General features: G+C 52.4%; 13 protein-coding genes. 4 read left to right on the plus strand and 9 right to left on the minus strand.

Features of this window, described 5'->3' with window-relative positions; all coding sequences use genetic code 11:
* Positions 1 to 18: 18 nt before the first annotated feature.
* The 7 genes from VF399_10065 to VF399_10095 form a co-directional block, all read right to left on the minus strand.
* Positions 19 to 2424, minus strand: a complete 2406-nt coding sequence (locus VF399_10065) for an AAA family ATPase (GenBank protein HEX7320682.1) — start codon at positions 2422 to 2424, stop codon at positions 19 to 21.
* A gap of 57 nt (positions 2425 to 2481) precedes the next feature.
* Positions 2482 to 3354: a decaprenyl-phosphate phosphoribosyltransferase gene (locus VF399_10070; protein HEX7320683.1), complete on the minus strand. Its 873-nt coding sequence runs from the start codon at positions 3352 to 3354 to the stop codon at positions 2482 to 2484.
* A gap of 233 nt (positions 3355 to 3587) precedes the next feature.
* Complete coding sequence (locus tag VF399_10075) at positions 3588 to 4952, minus strand: TldD/PmbA family protein (GenBank protein ID HEX7320684.1); 1365 nt, start codon at positions 4950 to 4952, stop codon at positions 3588 to 3590.
* 39 nt (positions 4953 to 4991) lie between these two features.
* The gene (locus VF399_10080; GenBank protein ID HEX7320685.1) at positions 4992 to 7172 is read right to left on the minus strand and encodes a HEAT repeat domain-containing protein; all 2181 of its coding nucleotides are present in this window, start codon (positions 7170 to 7172) and stop codon (positions 4992 to 4994) included.
* Positions 7173 to 7178: 6 nt separating this feature from the next.
* Entirely contained in the window at positions 7179 to 7823 is a 645-nt protein-coding gene (locus VF399_10085) for an adenylate/guanylate cyclase domain-containing protein (GenBank protein HEX7320686.1), read from the minus strand.
* On the minus strand, positions 7823 to 10990 hold the full coding sequence (locus VF399_10090) for an adenylate/guanylate cyclase domain-containing protein (GenBank protein ID HEX7320687.1): 3168 nt from the start codon (positions 10988 to 10990) through the stop codon (positions 7823 to 7825). Before VF399_10090 ends, VF399_10085 begins: the two co-directional genes overlap by 1 nt.
* Before the next feature lie 129 nt (positions 10991 to 11119).
* Complete coding sequence (locus VF399_10095; GenBank protein ID HEX7320688.1) at positions 11120 to 13048, minus strand: ATP-binding protein; 1929 nt, start codon at positions 13046 to 13048, stop codon at positions 11120 to 11122.
* A gap of 133 nt (positions 13049 to 13181) precedes the next feature.
* Between VF399_10095 and VF399_10100 the strand changes: the two genes are divergently transcribed.
* The 4 genes from VF399_10100 to VF399_10115 all read left to right on the plus strand — a co-directional run bounded on the left by VF399_10100 (position 13182) and on the right by VF399_10115 (position 17569).
* On the plus strand, positions 13182 to 14696 hold the full coding sequence (locus VF399_10100) for a glycosyltransferase family 39 protein (protein ID HEX7320689.1): 1515 nt from the start codon (positions 13182 to 13184) through the stop codon (positions 14694 to 14696).
* Positions 14674 to 15315, plus strand: coding sequence for a metallophosphoesterase (locus VF399_10105; GenBank protein ID HEX7320690.1), 642 nt, complete (start codon positions 14674 to 14676; stop codon positions 15313 to 15315). Before VF399_10100 ends, VF399_10105 begins: the two co-directional genes overlap by 23 nt.
* A 117-nt stretch (positions 15316 to 15432) precedes the next feature.
* On the plus strand, positions 15433 to 16983 hold the full coding sequence (locus VF399_10110; protein HEX7320691.1) for a mucoidy inhibitor MuiA family protein: 1551 nt from the start codon (positions 15433 to 15435) through the stop codon (positions 16981 to 16983).
* 16 nt (positions 16984 to 16999) lie between these two features.
* Positions 17000 to 17569 carry a nitroreductase family protein gene (locus VF399_10115; protein HEX7320692.1) on the plus strand — a complete coding sequence of 190 codons (570 nt, stop codon included), beginning with the start codon at positions 17000 to 17002 and terminating at the stop codon, positions 17567 to 17569.
* A 90-nt stretch (positions 17570 to 17659) separates the two neighbouring features.
* Here the strand turns inward: VF399_10115 and VF399_10120 are convergent, their stop codons facing one another.
* Together VF399_10120 and pruA are read right to left on the minus strand one after the other, a co-directional pair.
* The gene (locus tag VF399_10120; GenBank protein HEX7320693.1) at positions 17660 to 18985 is read right to left on the minus strand and encodes a glutamine synthetase family protein; all 1326 of its coding nucleotides are present in this window, start codon (positions 18983 to 18985) and stop codon (positions 17660 to 17662) included.
* On the minus strand, positions 18982 to 20559 hold the full coding sequence (gene pruA / locus VF399_10125) for an L-glutamate gamma-semialdehyde dehydrogenase (protein ID HEX7320694.1): 1578 nt from the start codon (positions 20557 to 20559) through the stop codon (positions 18982 to 18984). The genes VF399_10120 and pruA overlap by 4 nt, the downstream gene beginning before the upstream one ends.
* Between the last annotated feature and the right edge of the window lie 78 nt (positions 20560 to 20637).

Consider the following 20637-nt stretch of genomic DNA (forward strand, 5'->3'; position numbering starts at 1 on the left):
AAACGATCCTTTAGGACATCAGTCAGTATTGAACGTTATTTCACCTTTAAGCACGGTGGCTTTGATCGCGGTGTTCTTTTTGAACGCTCCGGATATGATGCTCTTGGAGAGCGGGTTTTCGACCAGGCACTGGATCGCCCTTTTCAAAGGCCGGGCGCCATAGACCGGATCAAACCCTTCATGGGCGAGATGGTCAATCACCTGGTCATCGAACCGGAGTTCGTAACCGAACTCCTGGGCGTTCTTTGCCACTTTTTTGAGTTCCAGCGCGACAATGGATTTGATATCCTCGAACTGGAGCGGCTTGAAAACGATGACCTCGTCAATACGGTTCAAAAATTCGGGTTTTACACTGCGCTGCAGGATCGTGTAGACCTCGCCGCGCACTTTTTCATAGTCGTATTTGCCGTTCTTAAGGCTTTCCGTGATCACGTCGCTACCCAGGTTCGATGTCATGATTATGATGGCATTCTTGAAATCGACGGTCCGGCCCTGCCCGTCGGTAAGCCGGCCGTCGTCGAGCAGCTGTAACAGGATGTTGAAAACTTCGGGATGGGCCTTTTCGAATTCATCGAAGAGCACCACCCGGTAAGGCCGGCGTCTTACCGCTTCGGTCAGCTGCCCGCCTTCCTCGAACCCCACGTATCCCGGCGGCGCGCCGATCAGCCGCGAGACCGTATGTTTTTCCTGGTACTCGGTCATATCGATCCGGACGATGGCATCTTCCGTGTCGAACAGGAATTCAGCCAGCGCCTTTGCCAGTTCGGTCTTGCCGACGCCGGTCGGACCAAGGAAAATGAAAGAACCGATGGGCCGCCGCAGGTCCTTCAAGCCCGCACGCGAACGGCGGATCGCGTCGCTGACCGCGGTCACCGCGCTGTCCTGGTCGACCAGCCGCTCATGGATGCGCTCTTCCATTCTCATGAGCTTGTTCAATTCCGATTCCAGCATGCGCGCTACCGGTATTCCGGTCCAGGAAGCGATGATCTGCGCGATATCATCTTCCGTGACCTTGTCGTCGATCCCTTTCTGTTTCATCCACTGCGATTTTTTCTGTTGGAACTCTTTTTGCAGCCGATCGGTCGCGTCCCGCAGTTCCGCCGCTTTTTCGTACTGCCTCAAGTCGACCGCCTTTTTGCCGTCTTCGATCAGCCCTTCAAGCTTTTTTTCCATGTCTTTCAGCGCGTCCGGCATCGAGTAGATCTCGATGCGCGCGCGCGCGCAGGCTTCGTCAATGAGATCGATCGCCTTATCCGGCAGATGCCGTTCCGTGATATAGCGGTCTGAAAGTCTGGCCGCCGCCAGGATCGCGCTGTCGTCAATGACCACGCCATGGTGCGATTCATACCGGCTCCTGAGGCCCTTGAGGATCGCGATCGTATCTTGGACCGAAGGTTCGCCGACGAAAACCGGCGCGAACCGGCGTTCCAGCGCCGCGTCTTTTTCGATGTGCTTGCGGTATTCGTTCAATGTGGTCGCTCCGATGCACTGAAGCTCGCCGCGCGCCAGGGCAGGTTTGAGCATGTTAGATGCGTCGATCGCGCCTTCGGCCGCACCCGCGCCCACGATCGTGTGCATTTCATCGATAAAAAGAATGATCTCGCCCTTGCCTTTACGGATCTCGTCCATGACCGCTTTTAAACGTTCCTCGAACTCACCCCGGAATTTGGAACCCGCCACCAGCGCTCCCATGTCCAGGGCCAGGATGCGTTTATCCTTGAGGATCTCCGGCACGTTCTTCTCCACGATCATTGAAGCGAGCCCCTCAACGACGGCGGTCTTCCCCACGCCGGCGTCACCGATCAGCACCGGATTGTTCTTGGTCCGCCGCGACAGCACCTGGATGACCCTTTTGATCTCGTTCTCGCGTCCGATCACCGGGTCAAGACTGCCCTTTCGCGCCAACGCCGTGAGATCCCGCGTGAACCGTTCCAGCGCCATATACTTATTTTCCGCGTCCTGATCGGTCACCCGCTGAGACCCGCGTATGACCTGCAAAGCCTGGTAAATTCTTTCCTTGGTAATACCGTAGTCGCGGAGCACGCGGGCCGTATCGCCTTCGCCTTCGCCGGTGATCGCCAGCAGGAGATGCTCGCAGCCGGTATATTCATCCTTCATGCGCTCGGCTTCTGCCTGCGCCTGGGCAAAAAGCCGCTTGCTGCGTGGCGTGACATAGATCTGCCCGGTCCCGGCTCCGCCGTAGACCTTTGGTTTCGCTTCCAGCGTGGCTTCGAGCCGCCTTTGCACGACATCGGGCGCCACGTCGATCTTCTTCAGTATTTTCGGCACGAGGCCGTCTTCCTGCCTTAATAACCCCAGGAACATATGTTCGGTGTCAAGTTCCTGGTGGTTGTATTCTTCCATGATCTCCTGCGCCAGGGCAAGAGCTTCCTGGGCTTTTTGCGTAAATCTATCGTATCTCATATTTCACTAATATATTAGACAAAAAATATGGCTTTGAGTTTATGCTAAATGATGAAATTACAGCAGAATTAGTATGCAAGCGACCACCCATAACCCGATCGATATCAGCAGTGCGGCATCGGTAAACAAAAGGCGGTCGGGCGTGTCAGCCCCGCTTTTTTTGTCCGCGATGTACAGGTAACGCAGCAACCCGTACATGACCAGGGGTATTGTATAGACAAGACGTTTTGTATGAAATTTGATTATGGTCTCGGGCGAAAGCGTATATATGCAGTAAGAAACAATACAGGCTGTGACCGCAACCGTGATAAGCTGGGTCAGCATGGGCAGGGTATATGATCCGAGCACTTTTCTTTGATCTGCGGCAGTATCGCCAAGCATGACCATTTCACCCTTTCTTTTTAAAAGCACGATGAACAGGGCGAGAAGGAACGTGCAGACGATCAGCCAGGACGAGATATCCACCCTTATGACCGCCGCTCCGGCCACGGCCCTAACCACGTAGGCGCCGGCGACAAAGAGCACGTCAAGGATCACTACCTGTCTTGCCCAGAGCGAATACAGCGTCATCAGGGCCAGGTACAACAGGCAGACATAAAAGAAATGCCGTTCGATCGCGAAAGCGCACGCAAGCGCGATCAGCGCGAGCAGTGCCCCTAACATCAGAGCATGATCGCGCCGGATCACACCGGAGGCGATCGGTCGGTTTTTCTTGGCTGGATTGATCTGGTCTTCGGCATGATCGATAACGTCATTGAGGATATAAGAACTGCTGCTGATCATGGAAAAGATTATGAACGCGGCTATGCTCCTGATGATGTTTGCGGGATCATGGAACTGCCGGCTGAAAATGAGCCCGGCAAAGACGAACACGTTCTTGATCCACTGGTTAGGGCGAAGGAGACGGAGGTAGGAGGACAGTGCTGTCATTGTCCTTAAATTCTAAATACTAATTTCTAAATCCTAAACAAGCACTAAGCACTAAATACCAATGTTCTAAATAAAAAAAAGTTTTGGATTTTGGATTTTGGATTTGTTTAGAATTTAGAGCTTCGGATTTAGGATTTACCATTTGATCTTCAGGGGTGATTCACGCCTCATTCGTTTAATTCGCATTGTCGTTTCATTCGTTCTATTCGAGCCTTATTCGTCAAATTCGTGGTTTAGAACTCCGTCGCGCTTGTGAAGGTGAAATCCTTTATCCGAACATAGGGCACGATCGAACCCCGAGCGAACCTGCCCCCGTACCCTGGCTCATCGGGAACGCAGCAAGTCCCCCTGGAAATTCCATCGATATTTTTAAACGCTCTGAAAACATTCTCCGTGAACCGCAGGTTTTTCAATCCCTTTGTAATAATACCGTTTTCGATCAGGAATGTTCCGTCCCTGGTCATTCCCGTAATGGTCAGTTTATACGGATCAATGACATTCGTGTAATGGAGCCGCGTGACCAGGATGCCCTTCTTTGTCGTCCTGACCAGGTCGTCAACCGTTGATCGTCCGCCTTCCATGACCAGGTTGACCGGCAACGGACCAAAAGGATTAGGCGCGGCCAGTGCATGGCCGGTCGTCGCCTTGCGTGCTTTGCCCGCGGTTTGGGAATCGTAGACCACGTTTTTGGCGATCCCTTTCTCAATGAGCACCATTTTTTTCTTAGGCACGCCTTCGAAATCAAAAGGGATCGCAAACCCGGCGGCATTGAAGGGATCATCAGCGAGTGTAACGCGGGAACTTACGACCTTGGTCTTGAGCTTACCTGCAAGGAATGATCTGCCCTCTTCGTAGAGCTTACCGTTGAACGCGTAGAATGCAAGATAACCCAACAGATCGGCCATGGCAAGGGGTTCGAAAATGGTCATGTACTCTCCCGGCACGCATTCCGCCGGGTTTATTGAAAGCAGCGCCTTGTCAGCAGCGGTATTAGCCAAGCTTTCGAAGTCAAGCGCCAAGACATCGCGGGAGCCGGACTGCACGTAACCCGACGAAGTATCGGTCGACATCACAATGTTGCAAAAAATATCGGCGGACGTGTTATAGGCAAAAGTGCCAGCTGAATTGCCGATCGCGATCTCAGCTGATCCGTTGGAGACCGATCCAAAAGCCTTGAGCTTCTTCTGCGCGGCTACGCCGACGATCACCCCGACCGCCTCTGCCCGTTTGCGGTCGGTATACCCGGCAGTTGATCTTTTGTATGTGACGGCCTTTTTATAGCCCCGCGGATCGGAACGCGGCAGGCTGGCGAGATCAGGATTGTCACGCTGCAGTTTAGCGATCGTTTCTGACCAGTTCTGAGCTTCCCTGATCTTTCCGGTTTCCAGCGAATTGGTCATGGCATAACCGACCTTTTTTCCGAAGACCGATCTTATCGATACGGTTGTATTGGCTTCCTGGACATTTTGATGGATGTAGTTATTGGCGAACCGGGTCAGCGCCTGGCTGAAATTAAAGACCATGACCTCAACCTGATCTGCCCTGGAGTCACGGAGGACCGACGAGATAAGTTTCTTGACCTTAGGCATTCCGATCATAACGCTCCTTTCCCCTTGAATGACGGCATGGGCAACCGATCAACTGTAATCAACGCCGCTTTTCTTCAGGATATCCTGGGCTGACGATGCGATGAACGCGTCCTTGTGCCGCGCTGCGGCCTGAAGGAATTGTCTTGCTTTCTCGGTGTTCAGTAACGCCAGCGCGTTCAACGCGGCCTCTTTGGTGGCATAAAGCAGTTCGCTTTTGAATATCGCCCGTTCGGCCAGCACATCGGCAACAGCATCGATCACCGTATCGTCACCAACCTTGCCGAGGACACGCAGGATCTCCTGTCTGAATTTTTCCTCTTTTTCGTCCGGGATACTGCGCCGCTGCTTCAGCCAGTTCAACGCGGCGGGAAGCTTCGGGCGCACCGTTTCCCGATCCAGATTTTTCATGGCCGCGATCACGGTCCGCGGGTATTTGCTGTTCAGCGCCTTTTTATAATATTCTATCGTGCCGGGCGCTTTGTACTGCTGCAGTGCTTCAATGACATCGGCCTGCACGCGTTCATCCGGGTCCTCGACCAGCGGCCCGATCACGCCGATCACACTCTCCAGCTTAAGTTCGCCGAGAATGTAGACGCCGTTGCGCCGGATGAACCATTCCGATGAATTAAGCATCTTCGAAACCTCGGCAATGGCTTTCTCGCCGACCCGGATCAGCACGTCAATGATCTTCATGCGGACCGTGCGGTCCTCGGCCTCGCGCAGCGTATCGACTAGCATCGGGACCGAGAGCTCAGCCATGGCAACCAGGGCTTCCCGGGCCTCGACGAACGAGCCCTGATCCCATAACAGAGACACCATTTCCGGCACGTAATTCTGGTCCTTCAATTGGGTAATGACCTCGATCACCTTTTTCTTTTTGTCCATCAAGGTGGCTTCCTTACGCATGAGGTGTTTGCCGAACTTTTTTGATACCAGCTGCAACAGATCGTTCAGTTTCAGCTGTCCCGATTTAACATAAATACTTTTCAACGCCTCGATCACGCGGTCGAACGTCTTCAGTTCGGATTCTGCGTCCGCCATTGTGTCCAGCCGGTCCACGATCGTCTGCACCAGGTCATAATTTTTCTGCTCAAACAACTTGGGGATGAATTTCATCATCTCATCGATCCCCTTAATGCGCGCCTCATGGGAAACGTCGCGTAGCTGGGGGAAGATCCGCCTCAATTCCATTTCGATGTTCCGGCTCTGGAACCGGTCGGCTTCCTTGGTACCCTTGGTTGTTTTCAGCTCGCTCATCAGACGGCTCACGATCTTCTCAAAATTGAGTTCGGGTACGTTGACACGCAGGGTCGACAGGATGTCCGGCAGCCGCGTGCCCGTAACGTTCTTCAGGATCTCGACGATCTCGGTTTCAGTGTCGCCCGTCTTGCTCCGCGCCTTGGCGGAAATGATATCGACCAGGTCCTCGTCGGGCATGGTCGGGATCAGCGTCTTGAATAAGGTGGCCAGCTTTTTGTTCTCGATCTTGTGCATCGCAATGTTTTTCTTTATCGTGGGTGAAAGGAACGACAGGATCCGCGAAAAAACGAGTGAATATTCATCCCACCTTCCCTCGCCGTACTGGTCAGCGACGATGGCCGACAGTTTCTCGAGCCCGGCGATGACCTTGTCCGTCTGGACATTCGACGGTTCCGCTCCCATGACCCCGACGCCTGAGAGAAAACTGCCCAGCTGCTTCACGCGCTCCTCGTCGCTGACCGCCGTGTCCACGGTGACCAGCGACTCCAGGAAGTTGTCCCAGTTTATCTCATGCATCTCCTGCTCGGACGAGACTACGCCGACCCGGAATTTATTCACCTTGATGCCAAGAATGCCTTTTGTTTTCATCATGGAAACGATGTCGCCGTAATCTGCCAGATCAACTGGGGTCGCTGCCATGACCGTGAAAAACTCCCTGAGCTGTTCATCTGAAACATCGACGCTGAAGGTTATGCTTTTGACATCGAGCTGCCCGAACCGGTCCACCAGGCTCCTCACGATCGGCAATCGCTTTGATTCAAAGCGATCCTCATCGATCATGATGACGTCCTCGATGATTACTATCGACAGCGACTCTTTTTCCATGGGAACTTCCTTGAGCATGATCTTGACCTTCTGAATGATCGGCATGAGCGACGGGTGGCCCTTGGGATAGGTCCGGCTGATATTGATGCCCAGCCCGATCTGTTTTATGAATTCGGCGTGGAACTGCGAAGTCAGGTCAGCCATGATGTATTATTTCATCTCCACTTTGTATTCATAAGCCATGACCGTCAGGTTATCTTTGATCAGTTCGCCGATCTCGTGGTAGATAAAGAACGATTTCGTCGCCGCGTACAGGTTGGCGCCCACGTAGATCGAATTTTCATCCGCGTTCTTTTGCAGGATCTGGGCTCGGGTAAATCCCGCGGTCACGATATATGAGCTTTGCATGCTTTCCTTCACGTTGTGGACAAAGACCTTATCCATCTCACACCCGATCTTCAATCCGATGTTCTTCCGGGAATCCTTCCGCGCGTATTTTTGCAGCTTCAAGATCATCTCTTCACCGCTTAAGACCGCCATATGCGGCGCAAAGCCGGAACCCTTGGTAAGACCGAAAACGCAAACCATTTCATCGCCAATGACCTGGTACACGCTGCCTTTGTACGAGGTCACGATCGTCGAGAAAATGCTGAAGATATCGTTCAAGAACGACATGACTTCCTCGGCCTGCATGGCTTCGCACATCGACGTGAACCCGGATATGTCGGCGCGCAAGAAGGTCAGGTTCGTCTCCTCGAAAGGAAGGTCACTGAACTGCCCGATGAAGCTGCCGCAGAATGGACAAAAATTCGACGGACGCTCAATCGTTTTTTCACATTGGTGGCATTTTATCATCATACCTCGAGCAGCTGCCGGTATTCCTGTTTGGCCAGATAGAATTTCTGGTTTTCCGGTCCCAGTTTCGACTTTATATCGTTGAAAATGACAAGGGACCGGCTGCCATAGTAACGGCTTTTATCGTCATCCCCGCTGCGGTGTGAAGCGACCGCGAGCTGGCACATGCTGCGCGCGATCAAAGGCGGCAGTTTGATTGTCTCAGCGATCGTCATCGCTTGCCGGATCATGTATTCCTCCTGATCCTGCTCAAATTGCGACAGTTGGACCAGGGATTCACATTCGATGTCCTTTTGATAGAATTTTTGGGCGATATGTATGGCATTCTTCAAGAAATCAGCGGCTTTGGTCTGATCACCCAGGTTGATAAAGGTCAGTGCCTTGTAAAGATCGATCTCTGCCAGCATGTTCTCCCGCGCGAATTGACCGGCTTTCTTGTCGATGGCTTCAAGGTACTTCATTGATTCAACCCGATCTTCCTTCTTTGATAACAACAGGGCAAGACGGGCGCCCGACCGGACGACATTATCGATATTGCCGATCATTTCCGCGGAGACGTAAATGTCGAGATACTGCTCCCTGGCCTTCTCATAATTGCCGATCAGGCAATAAATATCCGCGGCTAGACCTTTGAACTGGATAATGCGCCGGATCTCCTCGGTCTTGGAGAACATCTCGATACCGTAAGTGAGATATTCAAGCGCTTGTTCGTAGTTGCCCAGGTCCTTGTGCAGGTGGGCGAGGTTGTACAGGCACGCAACCTCGCCGTTGCGGATGCTGCGGCTCCGGGCGATGTTCCAGCTGACATTATAGTACAGCAGGCTTTTTTCATACTCATATTTCCCGGCGTACGCGAACCCGAGATGCGCATTCAGTATAGTATTCAGGTCCTGGTTGGGCTCATCGCATTTCTGGATGCCGGTCAGGAACAATTCCTCGGCGCTGTTGTACTGATTGGCCATGATATAGGAGTAACCCAAACGTTCAATGAACTGCAGTTCGTCCCGCAGAATACCGGCCTGGCGCGCGCTTTCAAGCCCTTCCTGCGCGGTCTCTTTCATCTTCTGGACATTGCCCGTGACCTCGTACAAATCGGTAAGGCTCAGCGATATCTCACGCGCCAGCTCATCCGGGACCTGGTTTTGCCATTCTTTCCGGATCTTGAGGGCGGAATTATAGAACGTGAAAGCCTGGTCGATCGCGAACAGGTTCTTGGCTTTATCGCCGGACAGCTTATTGTAATAAGCCGCTTTTTTCCAGTTCTCACCGTACGCGTAATGGAACCCGATATCTTCATAGAAATCCGATAACCGGCTCGCGTAGACATGTTCCATGAGCCCGCCGACCCGCTGATGCAGTTCCTTGCGTTTCCGGACCGGCAGCACCGAATAAGCCGCGTCCTTCAGAAGATTGTGACGGAATATCAAAACCGGATCGGTCTCACCTTTGGAGATCACGAAATACCCTTCACCCACCAGGAAATCCAGCCGGTCACTGATATCCCGGTTATCCAGAAGTTCCTCCAGGATCCGGAAGTTAAAACTGTACCCGAGAACCGACGCGTGGTCGACGATCAGACGGTCGTTGGAAGGCAGCGAATCAATCGTTGCCATGACCACGCCATAGAGATCGTCCAGGAACGCCAGCCGTTGTTCCTTTTCGAGATACCAGCGTCCGGATACCTCTTTGATCATATTGGTACGGCGGGTGTTACGGATCGCTTCGATTGTGAACATCGGATTGCCGCCGGCTGACCTGAAGATGAAATCGACTAGTTTGGCGTCAACGTCACCAAGCAGAAAAGTCACAAGCGAGCGCACATCGTCAAAAGAAAGCGGCATAAGGTTCAATTCCTCGACTTGGACCGGGATCTTGACCACATAATCCCGAGATGGATTCACCAGGACCATCATCAAAGGCGTATCCTTCAATTCCGCAGCCAGGTAACTTATCAAATCCTTGGTCATGAAATCCACGCGATTGAATTCCTCGAAAATAACAACCATCGGCCGCTTTTTGCATTCATAACGCAAAAGGTCCCTGATCGCAGTTCGTATTTCCTCATCCACAGCACGTAGTTCTTCGGTCGAGATCCTCGGCAGGTCGCCAAACAGGAAATTGTTCAGACCTTTGATATCCTGGGGCGATAATCCCAACTGGGAACCGATCCGCTGGACCTTGGTTTGAGCGGCATCCTGCTTTTCCGCGTCTGAAATGCTGAAATAATTCTTAAGAAAAAACCTGAAAGGATAGTATGCCGACTGCACGTCCGCCGCGCACTGTGCTTCATAACAGTTATACAGACCATCTTTAGCCAGCTGTTTTTCGAACTCCTCTTTTACGCGCGTCTTGCCGATGCCCATTTGGCCGTTTATGACGCTGATGACCAGGCAATTCTTCGCCAGCCCCTGGGTAAGCGTGGTCAGGCGCCGCAGTTCATCGACGCGTCCGAATACCGGCAGCTGCAACACCCTCAGGAACAGGGCGTCTTCTTTTAATCCTTTAAGCATGTAGGTTTTGATCCGCTCTTTTTTCCCTTTTACCATGCGCTCGCCGAAGTCCTCGGTGACAATATACTCAAGCGCCCGGCGTGCGGTCGCGTCGCTGATCAGGATCTCGCCCGGCGGGCAGATCTCGGCCATACGGGCCGTGGTATTGATCGTGTCGCCGATCACGGTCAGGAACTCACCCATGACATAGCCGAAAAAAGCCCGCCCTGTATTGATGCCGATCGTGATATTGATGCTCTCAAGTTCATTGTTCGCAAGTTTCTGTTTCCGCCACTGCGCCTGGATCTCGAACGCACAGCGCATGGTCCTGATAATATCGTCGTGATGCGCGCGCGGCGCGCCGAAGATCCCCAGGACCCGAAGGTCCGGCAGGATCTTATTGGAAGTGCCGTCGAACGAATGAATGACGTCCTCAATGCGATTCAATGCCTCGCGCAGAAAGACCATGATCTTTTTGTACTCGGTGATCGTCGAAAGTTTCTCAAAACCGGTAAAATTGACGAAAACCGCGGTCAACAGCCTGAGCTCGCCGCCGAGCATGGCCAGCCGTTCCGATATCAGCTGTTTCCGACCAGCCAGGAATTGGGACCCGCAAACCGCACAGTAATTAGCGTCGTCTACGTTTTCCGTCGACTTGCAGTATGCACAGGTTTTCATGGCTCTCGTAATACGGCCTCCAAGCGCCGCAGCACTGACTTTTCCATCGAAAAAACGGAATATATCATAGGTTTAAGTCTAGTTTTTACGTATACCATCATACGTAGTATAACCATCTAGAAAAATATGTCAAGAAGAAAACCGGGCGGGAAAAGTTATCGTGAATTTAGTGCCGCTCCCCTTCTGGCTTTCCACGATGATCGTTCCTTCGTGATCATAAATGATCCTCTGGGCAATATAAAGACCAAGGCCCGTACCACCCTTTTTGGTCGTGAAATATGGCGTAAATATCTTGTCCTGTTCTTCCTTATTGATGCCCGGCCCGTTGTCCTGGATAACCAGGATCAGTTTATCTTTGTCCTGGGAAAATTCGATATTGATCTCGCCCGGTCGGCCGGTCAAACCGGATAACGCGTCGATGCTGTTGACCATGATATTCAAGACCGCGCGCTTAAGATCGTCGGGATGCCCGGTCATCTTCAGGTTGCTAGCGATCTGTTCAGTGAACTTATATCCCCGCTCCCGGGCTTGTTCGCGTACGACATTGGCCGAGTCCTTAATGACAAGACCCAGGTCAAAGACTTCCTCCCTTTTTACATGGGGTCTGACCAACCCCAGAAAATCGTTCAGGACCTGGTTCAAAGCATTTATCTCCTTGAGCAGCGTTCCGGTCAGCAGCTGGTAATCGGGGTTTTTCTGCGGGAACTCCCGCACCAGGCGCTGGCTGGCAATGGACAGACCGTTCAAAGGATTTTTGATCTCGTGGGCGAAATTGGCTACCAGGTTGCCTAAAAAACTTAAGCGTTCGGATTCCTTCTGCTCTTTCTCGAACGCCCGGATCTTGGTCACATCGCGGATAATGATAATGATCCCGGTAACTACACCCGCCCTGTTCAGCAAGGGATATGAAGCGTATTGTATGCGTTTGCCACCGAACAGGTCTTTTTCCTCCTCGATGCGGGTTTTGTTGTTCGTAACGTAGTTGATGCTGAAGATGTCCTGTTGACTGAATACCGCCAAATAACTGGCATGCATGACCGCGCGTTCCTCCATACCGCTGATCGCGCAGAACCTGTGGTTCACACCCGTGATCGTGCCCTTCTTGTCCAATAGCATCACTCCTTCCTCGATCGCGCCCAGGGTCCGCGAGAATAGTTCCTCCAGGTCGCGGTAGTTTTGGTATTTCACGAACATAAAGAGCAGGAAAAAACCAAGCATAAAGAGCGTAACAAAGACCGCGGCCAGTTCGAGCAGGGTCTTGCGGGTGTGCTGGTCATAGGAATCCAGGCTGATGCCGATCCGAAAAATGCCTACCACCTTGTCGTCCACCATGAACGGCTGGGCCAGCTCCAGGACATTGCGCTCATCGAACATGGCGATGCGCGTTACCTCCTTTTTCCCATTGAGCACGCTCATCAGCAACGAATCGCCCTCGATCTTACTGAGCGTTTTCACGTTGGGCGTGGCAAAAATAATGCCTTTCGAGTCCTGAAGGGCGAGGTATCTTATCAGCGGGTTTACCGAAATCTGGTTCAGGATCCGGTTGATGCCGAATTCCTGGTTGAACTGCTTTATATCCTCGGCTGACAGTTCCACCTGGTAGATTCGGTGGTTAGTTTTATAGATAAAACGGGTGTATTTGTTTTCACGTACAAGAAAATATTCATAGAAAATATTGCCGCTGCCCTTATAGACAGTATCCGAAAGGTTGAAAGGACTTCCTGACTTTATCAACAACTTTCCATCCTGTTCGCTAAAGACGGTAATGGAGTTCAGGCCAAAGGCGTGCCTTAGATCATCGAGCCTGGACCGGCTCAGGCCGGTTTCCTCGCAGTAATTCACGACATCAATGAGCTTGTCGATCACCTGGTCTTCGAGCATGGCTTCGCCGAAGATCGAGTTTTCCTGGACCAGCGCAACCAGCGACAGCATGGAACGCGCCTCATCCTTGATCAGGTCGAGCATGGTACGGCGGCTTGTTATCGTGCTGAAAATAAGAAAGAGACCGAGAATAACGGTCAGGATAATGGCGGTCAAGACGTACCTGGTCTGCTTCATGGGACCTTGATAATAATATTCACTACACGCCTGAAGTCAATGAGGACACGATTTCTCACCCCGCTCCCCTGATATTGACTTAACCTGCCTGATTCATATAATTCAAGTATTGTTATGGCAGGCGAATGAATCGATGAAGATAAAATATTGCCCCATTACCGTTCTGTGCATCCTTGTGCTCGGCGTTATTTTCCGCGTCGGCCAGTACGCCTGTAACCGCTCGCTCACCGAAGGCGAAGCACCCCTGGCAATGAATATCCTGGAAAGGTCGTACGCGCAGCTTGCCCAACCCCTTTCCTATGTCCAGGCGGCTCCGGTCGGGTTCCTTTTTATGCAGAAATTCATGGCCAGCACGTTCGGCAACACCGAATATACCCTGCGCTTCATCCCGTTGATCGCCGGCATCCTGGCGCTCGTTCTTTTTTATTATGCCGCGCGGGTATTTCTGGAAGGCACCGGTCTTTTGACCGCACTCGTTCTGTTCGCGGTCAATGACCAGCTCATCTATTTTGCATCGGAAATAAAGCAGTATTCGACCGACGTCATGTTCGCGACCGCGCTCCTTCTTCTGGGTCTATGGGTCATTAAAAAAAGTTACAGAATAATTCCGCTCATTCTTTTCGGCCTGTTCAGCGGGATCGCGATATGGTTTTCACACCCGTCCCTTTTCGTCAGTGCTGCCCTGTTTTGCGTCATTCTCGTTGCTTTGCGGCGCGACCACAAAACCCGGAACATACCATGGCTGGTCATCGCCGCGGTTATCGCGATCTCAAGCTGGCTGGCAAATTATATCGTCATCCTTGCGGCCGCAAGCCGGCAAGGGGAGCTTCTGAACTTCTGGCAGCGCAGTTTCATGCCGCTTCCTCCTTTATCATTTGCTGATATCGGCTGGATCGTCTTTGCGGCCATGCGCATTTTCAAAAATCCCGGCGGTTTTTCTGTCTATGACGCCCTGATCGCCGCGTGCGCGTGTCTGACCGGCCTGGCCGTATACTGGAAAACAAAAAAAATATATGCCTTAATCCTTATCCTGCCTATCTTGCTAACCCTTTTCGCGTCTGGCTTTCATATTTACCCGTTCGAGGGACGCCTCCTGCTCTTTCTTGTTCCCTTTATCGCGGTCATGATCGCGGCTGGCGCTGAAAAGGTAAGGGAAGTGTTCAGCCGGACGTCAAAAACCGCCGGGGCGCTGGCCCTGGCCCTGATTATGGCATATCCGGTCGGGTCTGCCTGCTACCATCTGGCTAAGCCCCGCGCACCCGAAGAACTCCGCCTTGTGCTGGTCGAGTTGCAGTGCAGGAGAGCGCCGGATCAAACGATCTATGTTTATTACGGAGCAGTGAACGCTTTTAAGTATTACGCTCGAACTTTTGGCTTTGAGACTGACGGCTATATTCAGGGCGTGGAAGCACGGGATAACTGGCAGAAGTATTATGATGATCTGAAAAAGCTTGCTTCAGGAGGACATAAACGGGCGTGGGTCATTATGTCCCATATCTCAACTTGGAACGGGGTTGACGAAGAAAAACTGTTCATCTCGTATCTGGATCTGCTTGGGAAAAAGGTGGATGCCATACGAGCGCCGGGCGCGGCCGCCTATTTGTACGATCTTTTTAAGGAAAATAATGAAGCTCATAGCGATCACTGATATCCACGGACGGTCCGGATTCTCACAAAGCATTGAGCAGACGATCGCCAGTGCCGACATCATGGTATGTGCCGGCGACATCACGAATTTCGGCGGGGCTGACGACGCGGCCAGGATCATCGAAGGACTCAAGGACCTTAACCCGCAGCTGTTCATGGTGCATGGCAACTGCGACCGTCCCGCTGTCAACCTGTTGTTGGAAAAGAACAACATCGGCCTCCACGGTAAAATAAAACAGCAGGATTCGGTGGCCTTCTACGGAGTGGGCGGCAGCATCAGAACTCCTTCCGGAACCCCGCAGGAATCCCCCGAAGAGGACTTTGAAACAATACTCGATCGTTATCAAAAGGAGCCGGCTTGTCGCTTTCATGTTTTCGTCAGCCACCAGCCGCCACTGAACACGGTCATCGACAAAACCATGATGGGCATGCATGTCGGCAGCAAAGCCATCCGCTCGTTCATCGAGCGGTTCCAGCCCGATGTCGCCATCTGCGGGCACATCCATGAAGCAAGGGGGAGCGACCGCATCGGGAAAACGATCATCATCAACCCTGGTCCTTTTCCCGCGCATTACGCGGAGATCATTCTTGCCGATGCGATTACTTATAATTTGCATTAACTTGACACCGGCGGCAAATTAGGTAAAGTAATGTACGATGCAGAGAAGTAATTATCTTATTAATTGTTTATTTAACAAATTACCAATCACCAATTACCAATCGGAATGGAGGTTTTCATGGCTAACATTGAATTAAAATCAAATGTCAGTTCGGTGACTATCTACAGCGACCGCGTCATGGTCACCCGGCATGGCCGCATCGAACTTGATAAAACGGCTGACATCGTGATCCCCGACCTTCCAGGCGCGCTCGATGACCAAACGGTCCGGGTCCGCGCGAAAGAACTTAAGGTCGGCGAGATCCAGGTGAAGACCGGTTATGCGAAAACCTTGACCCCAGCGGTCAAAAAGATCGAAGATAAGATAAAGAATTTGAAGATCGAGGACCGCGGCTTGGCCGATGAGGTAACGGTGCTGCATGACAAACAAAAATTCCTCGGCGCCGTGACCATAACCAGTCCTAATATAATTTCCAAGGAAATCTTTATGGGCAAATTAGCGCCCGATGCCTGGCGGCAGGCCTTGCAGTTCGTCGGCAGCGAGTCGGTCGACATTAAAAAAAGGATCGCTGAGATCGAGCTAAAACGGCAGGAGATAAAGGAAAAGATCGACGCGCTTAACAATGAAATGAACGATATCGCCGAGGTCAGCCAGAACTCAAAATCGATCATCTTCGATGTCCATCCGGAAAAAGCGCAAGCGTATGAACTCGACATCAGTTACATATTGTACGGCGCGAGCTGGCGGACATATTATGAACTCCGTTCCGATACATTGGCCGCGAAAGTCAACCTCTCTTATTTTGGCAAGATCAGCCAGCGCACGGGCGAGGACTGGGAAGACACGGGTATCATCCTCTCGACCGCGCTGCCGGCTTTGGGCGGCACGCCGCCAGAACCGTCACCATGGTATGTTAACCTGTACGTGCCGCGTCCAAAGAAAAGCGCAGACAGGATGATGGCAGCTGAAAGCCGAGCTGCGCCTGCCGCGCCGGCAGGACAAGCCGTGATGGATGAGGAATTCGAAGCCGCGCCCCCGGTCGACACCGGGATCGCGGTGTCATACCCCTTGCCAGGTAAGTACACCCTGAAGAGCGGCGAACCCGAGAAAAAATTAAAGATCGTCGAAGAACCTTTCGATGCCGAGTTCGAGTACGTGACGGTGCCGCGGTACGATGAGCATGCGTATGCCACGGGCAAGCTTAAGAACACGACCGATTACCTGTTCCTGTCGGGCGAAGGCAGCACGTACGTTGGTGATGACTTTACAGGCAAGACCGCGCTGGATACTATCGCGCCTGGCGACACCGCGATATTATCGTTCGGCGTTGATGACCGCGTGAAAGTGGAAAGGAAATTGAAAAAGAGCGATGTCACCAAGGGCGGACTCGTGAAAAAAGCGACTAGGTACGAATACTGTTATGAAAACACCATCAAGAACTTCCACAAGAAAGAGATCAAATGCAAGGTGCTCGACCAGATCCCCATTGCCCAGCATCCGGATATAAAGGTCACCAACGTAAGCATCGAACCGAAGCCGACCAGTGAGAAAGAAGCTGAACTGGGCATCTATGAATGGGTGATTCCGATCGCTCCCGAGAAGGAAACGAAGATCACGATCGCGTTCACGGTCGAGACGCCGGTTGATTCGACGATCGAAGGATTATAGCGAGCCGGCTGCCAGCATGGATGTTTTTGAAGCCATCAAGTGGCGCCGGTCAGTAAGGAAATTCAGCCCGCAGCCGATCGAGAAAGAAAGGCTACTGCAGATCCTGGAAGCCGCCAGGCTCGCGCCTTCTTCGAGCAACAGGCAAGCCTGGCATTTTGTGGTGATTGATGACAAAAAAGTATTGGAACAGATACCGAAGCAAGTGGCAATGGGTGATCGCCTTATCATCCCCTGGATAAAAGACGCGCCCGTTGTGATCGCCGGCTGCTATGCAAAAGCGCTGTCCCATTATATCGGTCAGATCTTCGACCATGAAAACTTCCTGATCGATATATCGATCGCCCTGACCCACATGGTCCTGGCCGCGACCGAGCTCGGCATCGGTACTTGCTACATCGGTTGGTTCAACCAGAAAAAATTAAGATCTCTTTTAGGTATTCCATCAGCTTATAAGATTGCCTGTTTGGTGGCGATGGGTTACCCCGCGGAAAAATCAACCCTCGAAGGTATCGGGGGCATATCGCCAAGAGCGCGTAAAGACTTGAAGGAGATCGTTTCTTATAACAAATTCGGCGCTAAGTTGTAGCGTTTCCTGCATCTTAACGGACTTAAGCCGTCAGGCTTTTATAAAACTCTTACGAGTTAATTCCTTTTTTCTGTGCGACTCCTGCGTTTCTTAATACAGTTCGAGGTACTTATCCAGCTCCCATTTCGTGACCTGGATCGAATACTCGTTCCACTCGTGCTGTTTTATTTCGTAATATTTCTCGAACATCGTCTCCCCCAGCACTTCCCGCGCCAGCTTGCTGTCATGATAGTACTCCAGGGCTTCCCACAGGGACCTCGGCAGCACATCTATGCCTTTCTCGTTAAGGTCGGGCTGGTCGATCTTGTAAACGTTCTCTTCTACCGGCCTGGGCGCCTTCATTCTGTTTTCCAGCCCGTCAAGGCCGGCACGGAGTATCAGGGCATACGCAAGATAGGGATTCGTCGCGGCATCGGCAGAACGCAGCTCCAGTCGCGTGCTCGCGGGGCGGTTCCTGGTGATGCGGGGAACCCGCACCAGGGCTGATCGGTTCATCTGGCCCCAGCATATATAGACCGGCGCCTCAAACCCGGAGACCAGCCGTTTGTAAGAATTCACGATCGGCGACAGGACAGCAGAGATCTCCTTAATATGTTTCAGGACACCGCCCAGGTAGCTGTACGCAAATTCCGATAGTCCATAACTGTCCCGGCCGTGAGCGAAAAGATTCACCTTTCCCTTGAAAATACTCTGGTGCGTGTGCAGGCCGCAACCCGCCATGCCATATAAGGGTTTGGGCATGAAGGTCGCGTAAAGGTCATGCTCTTCAGCCACCCGCTTGATCACGGTTTTCGCGGTGAGCAGGTTATCGGCGAGCTTCAGGGCATTCGTGTAACGAAGGTCGATCTCATGCTGACTCTTCCCCACTTCATGGTGCCCGGCTTCGACCACGATCCCGTATTCGGATATCTTCTGGCACATCTCCTTGCGGATCCTGAGCGCCAGGTCGCCGCCCAGGTCAAAATATCCGACCTGGTCATGGGGCAAGGGGCTGATACGGGTGCCGTCGCGCTTGAAGAGATAGAACTCCAGCTCGGTACCGACCATGAAATGCATGCCTTTTTTCCGTAATGTTTCAAGGTTACGCTTGAGCACGCCCCGCGGATCCACGGCCGACGGTTTGTGATCGGGGCCATACACATCGCAGATGAACCGGGCGGTCTTTTCTTCGTGCCACGGGATGATCGCGAAAGTATCCGGATCAGGCCTTAAGAACATGTCGCTCTCACAAATCCGTCCGAACCCCTCGACCGAGGAACCATCGAACCAGATACCATCCTGGAGCGCTTTTCCCAGTTCGGCCATGGTGATGGTTATGTTCTTAACCGAGCCGAGGATGTCGGAGAACCAGAGATCGACGAAATTGACCTTGTTCTTTCTTATCTGTTCGAGAATGCCGCCGTAACTTTTTCTCATTTACGTTTTCCCTTGAACTTCTTCATTGCCAGCACGTTCTCAGCCGTGGCTTTTGCCTGCGTGAATAGACCCAGGTAATCAGGCCCGCCGGCTTTGGAATCAGTGCCCGACATGTTGAATCCGCCGAACGGGTGAGCCGCCACCATGGCGCCAGTACATTTGCGATTCAGATAAAGGTTGCCGCAGAAAGCCTCTTTCTTTGCCCGCTCCAGTTTCTTGCTGTTTTTGGCATAAACCGCACCGGTCAAGCCGTACTCGGTATCGTTGAACAACTCGAGCGCATGATCAAAATCCCTGGCTTTGATCACTGCCAGAACGGGTCCGAAGATCTCTTCCTGGAATATTTTTGCCTTGGGGCTGTCGACCGCGATCACGGTCGGCTTCAAAAACCAGCCATTGCCCTGCGCCGGCGTGCCGCCGCAAAGTAACTTACCCTCAGCCTTTCCGGCACTGATATATGAGAGCATTGAATTGTACGCGCTTTCATTGATCACCGCGCCCATGTAATTACTGTAGTTCTTGGTCGGTCCAACGGTTATCGCTTCAACCGAAGGAATGAATTTAGCCATGAATTCATCGTAGATCTTTTCGTCCAGGATCAACCGCGAACAGGCCGAGCATTTCTGTCCCTGGAACCCGTAAGCCGATGCCCTCGCTCCCGCCACGGCACTATCGACATCCGCTTCAGCGTCCACAAGGATGGCATCCTTACCGCCCATTTCGGCGATGACGCGCTTAATCCAGATCTGTCCGGGCTGGGTCTTCCCGGCAAGCTCGACGATTCGCAGGCCAACGGCCTTAGAACCGGTAAATGCGATGAACCGGGTCTTGGGATGGCGCACCAGGTAATCTCCAGCGAGCGCGCCCGGACCGGTCATGAAATTGACCACGCCCGGAGGCAGCCCGGCTTCCTCCACGCACTCCATGAACTTCGCCGCGATCGCGGGTGAATCGCTGGACGGCTTCAGGATCACGGTGTTCCCGCTAACAAACGCCGCGGTGGTCATGCCCGCCAGGATCGCCAGTGGGAAATTCCACGGCGGCACGACCAAACCAACGCCCAGTGGGATGTAAGTCTGTTCGTCGCGTTCTCCCGGCAGTTGGAGTAGTTTCGGCCCCTTATCGTAGCGGAGCGCTTCCCGGGCATAGTAGTCGCAGAAATCGATCGCCTCGGCGACATCCGCGTCGGCTTCCAGCCAGTTTTTGCCGACTTCATAGACCATCCAGGCAGCGAGTTCCAGGCGTCTCTTCCGCATGATATTGCCGAGTTTGAAAAGATAGCCAGCCCGTTTTTTGGCCGGCACATACCGCCATGTTTCGAACGCCTTCAGGGCTGCGTTTATTGCTTTTTCGGCGATCTTCTCATCCGCTTTCTGGAAAACGCCGACCACCTCGCCCTTATTTGCCGGATTGTAGGAGATCAGCTTATTATCGGTTTTAAACTTCTCGTTGCCGATGATCAAAAAATACTCTTTGCCAAGCTGCGCCTGCACGTTGGCCAATACCTGTTCCATTTTGTTTTTATTTACTCCTTTGGTAAAATCGTGATAGAACGCATTTTTAAATGGTTTCATGAAAAAACCTCCTTTATGGTCATGGTAATAAATTAAGATATGATTATACGCAAAAACCCAGCCAAGTCAACATCGCAG

Source organism: bacterium, from assembly GCA_036382775.1.
Classification (GTDB): domain Bacteria; phylum Hydrothermota; class Tepidihabitantia; order SM23-42; family JAOAFX01; genus DASVHD01.

Excerpts from the sequence above, each read along its gene's own strand:
- VF399_10065 (HEX7320682.1), bottom strand. The coding sequence starts at position 2,424 with ATGAGATACGATAGATTTACGCAAAAAGCCCAGGAAGCTCTTGCCCTG.
- VF399_10070 (HEX7320683.1), bottom strand. The coding sequence starts at position 3,354 with ATGACAGCACTGTCCTCCTACCTCCGTCTCCTTCGCCCTAACCAGTGG.
- VF399_10075 (HEX7320684.1), bottom strand. The coding sequence starts at position 4,952 with ATGATCGGAATGCCTAAGGTCAAGAAACTTATCTCGTCGGTCCTCCGT.
- VF399_10080 (HEX7320685.1), bottom strand. The coding sequence starts at position 7,172 with ATGGCTGACCTGACTTCGCAGTTCCACGCCGAATTCATAAAACAGATC.
- VF399_10085 (HEX7320686.1), bottom strand. The coding sequence starts at position 7,823 with ATGATAAAATGCCACCAATGTGAAAAAACGATTGAGCGTCCGTCGAAT.
- VF399_10090 (HEX7320687.1), bottom strand. The coding sequence starts at position 10,990 with ATGAAAACCTGTGCATACTGCAAGTCGACGGAAAACGTAGACGACGCT.
- VF399_10095 (HEX7320688.1), bottom strand. The coding sequence starts at position 13,048 with ATGAAGCAGACCAGGTACGTCTTGACCGCCATTATCCTGACCGTTATT.
- VF399_10100 (HEX7320689.1), top strand. The coding sequence starts at position 13,182 with ATGAAGATAAAATATTGCCCCATTACCGTTCTGTGCATCCTTGTGCTC.
- VF399_10105 (HEX7320690.1), top strand. The coding sequence starts at position 14,674 with ATGAAGCTCATAGCGATCACTGATATCCACGGACGGTCCGGATTCTCA.
- VF399_10110 (HEX7320691.1), top strand. The coding sequence starts at position 15,433 with ATGGCTAACATTGAATTAAAATCAAATGTCAGTTCGGTGACTATCTAC.
- VF399_10115 (HEX7320692.1), top strand. The coding sequence starts at position 17,000 with ATGGATGTTTTTGAAGCCATCAAGTGGCGCCGGTCAGTAAGGAAATTC.
- VF399_10120 (HEX7320693.1), bottom strand. The coding sequence starts at position 18,985 with ATGAGAAAAAGTTACGGCGGCATTCTCGAACAGATAAGAAAGAACAAG.
- pruA (HEX7320694.1), bottom strand. The coding sequence starts at position 20,559 with ATGAAACCATTTAAAAATGCGTTCTATCACGATTTTACCAAAGGAGTA.